The 5793-nt window shown below is 52.5% G+C and carries 5 protein-coding genes; all 5 read right to left on the reverse strand.

What is annotated here, in order from left to right; genetic code table 11:
- Window positions 1-221: hypothetical protein (locus tag BUC26_RS22095; protein ID WP_143166122.1), on the reverse strand; the 221-nt coding region annotated here is incomplete at its 3' end.
- 221 nt (window positions 222-442) lie between these two features.
- Window positions 443-790 carry a hypothetical protein gene (locus BUC26_RS23270; RefSeq protein WP_143166132.1) on the reverse strand — a complete coding sequence of 116 codons (348 nt, stop codon included), beginning with the start codon at window positions 788-790 and terminating at the stop codon, window positions 443-445.
- A 368-nt stretch (window positions 791-1158) separates the two neighbouring features.
- Window positions 1159-2376, reverse strand: a complete 1218-nt coding sequence (locus BUC26_RS22100; protein WP_073379543.1) for an O-antigen ligase family protein — start codon at window positions 2374-2376, stop codon at window positions 1159-1161.
- Window positions 2377-2482: 106 nt separating this feature from the next.
- Window positions 2483-4210 carry a lipid A export permease/ATP-binding protein MsbA gene (gene msbA / locus BUC26_RS22105; protein ID WP_073379545.1) on the reverse strand — a complete coding sequence of 576 codons (1728 nt, stop codon included), beginning with the start codon at window positions 4208-4210 and terminating at the stop codon, window positions 2483-2485.
- Between the two features lie 137 nt (window positions 4211-4347).
- Window positions 4348-5295, reverse strand: coding sequence for a lysophospholipid acyltransferase family protein (locus BUC26_RS22110; RefSeq protein WP_073379547.1), 948 nt, complete (start codon window positions 5293-5295; stop codon window positions 4348-4350).
- Between the last annotated feature and the right edge of the window lie 498 nt (window positions 5296-5793).

Below are 5793 nucleotides of genomic sequence, written 5' to 3' on the forward strand. Positions count from 1 at the left end.
GAGAGATTCCTGATGTACTTGGCGTACAAATATTCAACGGCCAGATCAGCGCCAGGAAGTTTGCTGGCCGCCAGACGTGAGCACCATCGGTGGGTTGTATAGCGCTTAAGTTCGGCGCTGCTATTGTGGTAATGGGCGGTTTTGCTGCCAGAATGATAGGTGAATCCGGTTTTTTGATCAAAAACGGACGTTTTTACCAGACTGAGTTCTTCGGTCATCATCGCCTCCTTTTTCTTTTTCAGAAAAAACAGAACGTTAATGACCTCAGTATATCATTTATGGGGTCTGAATTTTGTTACGTATAGACAGGAAGAAGGTACTGATTCAGGAATTCACGAAATTACAAATATTTGAGTTGACAATTTTAAGGTTAAGTTAACCGACAAGCTTCAGTGAGTCTGAACGACCGTAGGGAATGTTCTTAAAGGACTGGCAATAAAAATTATTTTATTGGTCTTTTGTTATCTTCCGCGTTTTTTACTTCTTCATCAGTAAAAATAATCTCACCTCGTCCGCTACTGCCACCCCCCTTAGTAATTGGCATTACATAGGGTTTAGTATTTTGTTGACTGTCATCAGAACCATGAAATATCCACCAAGACACTCGTCCGCATAATAGTCCAAAACCAAAACCGAAAGCTGTGAGAACCAAGACTGTTGGCAAATCAAATGTACTAAAAAACATGCTCATTACAGCAGCTGAAATTAAACCAGCAAGACCACCATATATTGGCCTTGATATTCCTGCTAAGCATGAAATGATAGCAAATATTATGACTTTGTAGATCATGATTTATCAGTGTATTTCATATAACAAGCAATTAAACTGTTAAGTACACTGTTGGTAAGATTATACTACAAGAATGACTACTCGGCAACATGCACGATATCACATGCACGATATCACGGCAGTCTCGTGCAGTCACAGATTCAAGATTGGCACTGGCAGGACTAAATTGTTTTCAGTCTGACTGGGTGAATATAATTCCTGTTCTTTTTCAAAAGCCTTGTGTTGTCAGGTTTGCTGGAGATTAGAGTGTCCTGGCTGAACAGGGTTGATCTATTTTTCTCTCCGTAAGGCTTTCGCTTGTCACCTGATTGAGACGATTAATCCTATCGGTCGTGGTCAAGTGCTGCATCGTTCGTTGTGATTTGGTTTCATGGCGGCGGTTGGGGCTGGCTCTTCTGTGGCCGTCCCGCCATCAGGGCGGCTGACATGAACAGGTAAAAATGGCCCTGCTGCGAATCAAACAGTAGTGAATTCATTAGACTGCCGACCAGCAGAGCGGCGACGACACCCTGCAGCAAAAAACCTTCGTCGCGGGGTAGTCGGGCTGCTTCTCGCAGCTGACAGCAGCAGATCGTCATGAACAGGGCCAGACCGAGCAGCCCGAACTGCACTGTCAGGAAGAGGAATTCGTTATGCGGATTGTCGGTCGGTTTGATCTTTGTGTGGTCACTCGTCTGCTGCTGAGCAGCTTGAAAAGAGCCGGTGCCATGACCGAATATCGGTTTTTCCGCGATCAGCTGTCCGGCCACCATCCACCAGTCGAAACGTTGTCCAATTGATGTCCTGGACTGTCCCGGTTCATAGGTGTTGATCTCATTGATTACCTCGGTGACGCGCCCGGAAAAATTGTCCGAGGTGAAGTAAAAGGTGGTTATAGCAGCGCAGATCAGGAGCAGGCCGGTGACCGCTTTGACCAGACTGAGGCGCTGCCAGCAGAAGAGCATCATCAGGAACAGAAAGACGAGCATACCGGTCCGGCCGGGCGCGATGTAGAACAGGTTGACCGTTGCCGCGGCACAGACGAGCAGCCAGAGAAGGCGTTGCAAACCGTGTTCGGTAAAGGCACGGTTGAGCGTCCAGAAACCAAGAACGGCCATAAAAAAGCTGTGGGTGATGTGGAAGACCAAGGAATGTCCGTAGCGAAGTTGGGGGATCAGGTCCAGTGCCATCGCATAGGAAATGAGCATCAGGGTAACGCAGCCGGCGAGGAAACTATTCTGAGCCCGGTTTCTCGCCTGACGGGAGATGGAAAGAAGCGACACGATGATTGGCAGCAGGAGCAATTCCCGGTATTTTTTCAATGCATCGAGCGCCTCGGGCAGATCGGCCGGTGAATAGGTGACCGCCAGACACATGAAGGCAAAGAGCAGCAAGGCAAAGAACAGGGCGGAATGGGCCCGGCAGTCGCGGGCCAGGGTGCGAAACCTGCCTGCCGCCAGCCAGCAGAGGGAGGCAAGCAGAGAAAAGACACCGAGCAAAGAGGTTGACAGCGGTGTGAAAAAACAGGCGAGCCAGACGAAAACCAGGCCGGCCTGCTCGATCCGTTTCAGTTTCTGTTCAGGTTGCGGCGATGGAGATAAGCTCATCTGGTCGGCAGCTTCGGGCGTGTTGTTGACGGGCTGGTCCTGGAAAACATTCTTTTATCTGGAGAAGCTGTCCGCTGACAACTGTTTTAACGCATAATGCGGCGGATCAATTGAACTGCATCGTGTAGAGCGCTTCATATTCGCCGTGTTGGGCAAGCAGCGAGTCGTGGGTACCATCCTCGACGATCCTGCCGTTTTTGATGACGATGATCCGATGGGCGTTTCTGATGGTCGATAGCCGGTGGGCGATGACGAAGGTGGTCCGGTCTTTCATCAGGTTCTCCAGAGCCCCCTGCACTTCGCGTTCAGACTCGGTGTCCAGGGCCGAGGTGGCTTCGTCGAGAATCAGAATCGGAGCGTTCTTCAGCAGCGCTCTGGCAATCGAGATCCGCTGTCGCTGACCGCCCGACAGACGCGTCCCGCCTTCACCGATAATGGTGGCAAAACCGCTGGGCAGTTCGTTGATAAAGCTCAGGGCGTGGGCGGCTTCGGCGGCATTGTGAACTTCTTCGTCGGATGCGTCGGGATTGCCGTAGGCGATATTGTTGCGGACCGTTTCGTTGAACAGAATGGTCTGCTGGGTAACGATGGCGATCTGTGCGCGGAGCGAGTGCATGGTCACGTCACGGATGTCATGACCGTCGATGACGATACTGCCGGATGATACGTCGAGGAAGCGCGGGATAAGATTGGTCAGGGTCGTTTTGCCACCGCCGCTGTGCCCGACAATGGCCACGGTCTGGCCGGCCGGTACGGTGAGATTGATTTCACTGAGTGCCGGCGTATCGTCGCCATAGGTGAAATGAACGTTGCGGAATTCAATTGCCTGCTGAAAGGGGAGAAGGGCGATGGCGTCGGATCGGTCGGCAATTTCCGGCTTGATATCGAGGATAGCGAAAATACGGGTGGCTGCGGCAAGCCCTTGCTGGATTGCCGAATTGACCTTACCGATCCGCTTGACCGGATCGTAGGCGACGATCAGAGAGGTCATCAGCGCGAAGAACTCACCGGGGGTCATTGAACCGTTGATAACGAGTCTGCCACCAAACCAGATGAACAGGGACAGCGCGATCCCGCCGATGAATTCCATGAGCGGATGCTGGAGACAGCGGAACTTGGCATCCTGCACCGTGACCCGAAAGAGGGTATCGAGCTGTTCACCGAAACGCTTGTTCTCCTGGTCCTCCATGTTGAATGCTTTGACGATACGGTTGCCGGTGATGGTTTCATAGAGCACGTTGGACACGTTGGCCGTTTCTTCCTGGGCCGTGGTACTCAGGCGGCGGAAGATTCGACCAAAGGTAATGATCGGGTAGGCGGCGAACGGCAGGATGGCGAAACAAAAAATCGCCAGGTGCCAATTGAGATAGAAGACGACGCCGAGGAGCACGATGATCGACAGAAAATCGCGGAGAATGCCGACCAGTGAACTGGAAACCGCCTGCTGCATCAGGGTTACATCGGCAATAACCCGGGAAATGAGAGTGCCGGTCGGATAGTCATGAAAAAAGGACAGCGGCTGCAGGTGGATGTGGCGAAACACCCGGTTGCGAAAGTCCATGATGACCGACAGCCCAACCCGTTCGAGCAGGACATTATAGGTGTAGTAAAAGAGACCTTTGACACCGAAAACAACGACGACGGCGATGGTCAGCGTATAGAGATAGAAGGCGTTTTTCTCGATAAAGATCTTGTCGAGCAGATCTTTGACCATGTAGGTCTGTGCGCCGGTCAACAGGGCCACGAACACCATGGCGATCATCGAGACGATGAGTTTACCGCGGTAGGGGCTGAGAAAACGAAAAAGGCGCAGGAGGATTTCTTTATTGGACATACAACAAGGACTAAACGATGGTTGACGGCCTGGTGACCGATGAGCATCCCCCCGGCACGGTGCTCTGCGCGGGTGGTAGATGCGAGAGTAATTCCCTCACGGTTGTACACCAGTGATCGGCTAAAGCAAAGAGATATTTATCGTTTCGTCGCCAGGATAGCGGACAAAGGTCGTTTGATTTTGGTTGGATAACCGGTTTTTTTCCAGAGGCGATGAAAGAGACTGAACCACTGGTCCGGATAGGCGCGGATGGTTTTTTCGTAGTTTTTGATCGCCCGATTGCTGATATCGGCAATGGCCTGGTCGTCGATCGTCCGGTAGGACGGCAATGTGACCGGTTCGAACTCGATGTGCAGCCGGCCGCCTTTGACGTAATAGACACTGGAAAGCACCGGAGATCTCGTTTTCAGGTGCAGCAACGCGGCTCCCCGGGCACAGACGAACGGGGTGTCGAAGAGCAGGACCGGCGTGCCGTTGTCGGTATAGTTCTGGTCGAGGCTGATGATCAGTATGCGCCCATGGCGCAGTGCATCTTCATAGACCTTCAGTTTCTGCAGGCTGTTGATATGTTTGAGATTAGACCCGTAGCGCTGGCGTTGCTTGACGAAAAAAGCATCGCAGAACGGATTGCTCTGCTGCTGATAAATGAGGCTGGTCGGCCGGTCGCCCCGGCTGAACCAGGCGAAATAGGCCTCGAACCAGCAGCCGTGATAAGTTGTCAGAATAACCCCTTTGTTCATGCTCAGGGCTTCATCGAGGTGGTGCAATCCGGAAATGTGGGCGTCATCGATCAGCGCCGCCATTTTTTTCCGGTGAATGACCAGAATCAGGCCGGCGGCGGCAATAAACTGGCGATAGGCGCTTTTCGCCAGGGCCAGTTTGTCGGTGTGGGACATTGTCGGGAAAACCGTGCCGATATTGTTGTAGACGACGGGCAGGCGAAACGGATAACAGACCCAGACCAGCCAGGCCAACGATGAAGTCAGCCCATTGATGACCGGCAACGGCAGGACGTTCACCGTGGCAACGGTGGCGCGCAGCAACAGATATTGTAAGCGGTACGTGAGATACTGAGAACGTTTCATGTTTGTGGCTGATCTGAAGTTCCGATCGGGGCGGTTTTTGTCAATTCGTTTTTTTAATGCAGAGCTACTATAGCAAAGCGCAGGGGGGGCGGCACTATCAATTCTGCATGCATATTGGTTATTCGAGAAGCTTACGTGGCAATCAATTTGTGATTGCAGTTATGTCTGTTTGTTTTGCTTCAGTTGAAATTGGAGAATTCTCGATTCAAAGTTAGTGGGTTGCATCCCGGAGCCATTTCCGGGGAAATCATATCCAAGCTCCTGAGTCGGAGCCCCGCCGGAGGCGAGGGCGGCACAGCCGCTCCTTCGCCATCGCCACTTTCAGGCTTAGCAGATTGGGGCCGGGCCGACAGGGTCGCGCAGCGCCCCCGCAGGGGGCTTGACCTTGTCGGCCCGGCCCCAATCTGCTACCAGCGGTGCGGCGTTCTCCCTCATGGCTTGGTGACATCTCTTTAACTTCCTGGCGGCTCTTGCTGCCTCGAGTTTGCGATCTCGATC

The organism is Desulfofustis glycolicus DSM 9705 (genome assembly GCF_900130015.1).
Classification (GTDB): domain Bacteria; phylum Desulfobacterota; class Desulfobulbia; order Desulfobulbales; family Desulfocapsaceae; genus Desulfofustis; species Desulfofustis glycolicus.

What these genes read in the sequence shown, in the direction of transcription:
- BUC26_RS22110 (WP_073379547.1), bottom strand. Translation starts at nt 5,295, where the DNA reads ATGAAACGTTCTCAGTATCTCACGTACCGCTTACAATATCTGTTGCTG.
- BUC26_RS22100 (WP_073379543.1), bottom strand. Translation starts at nt 2,376, where the DNA reads ATGAGCTTATCTCCATCGCCGCAACCTGAACAGAAACTGAAACGGATC.
- BUC26_RS23270 (WP_143166132.1), bottom strand. Translation starts at nt 790, where the DNA reads ATGATCTACAAAGTCATAATATTTGCTATCATTTCATGCTTAGCAGGA.
- msbA (WP_073379545.1), bottom strand. Translation starts at nt 4,210, where the DNA reads ATGTCCAATAAAGAAATCCTCCTGCGCCTTTTTCGTTTTCTCAGCCCC.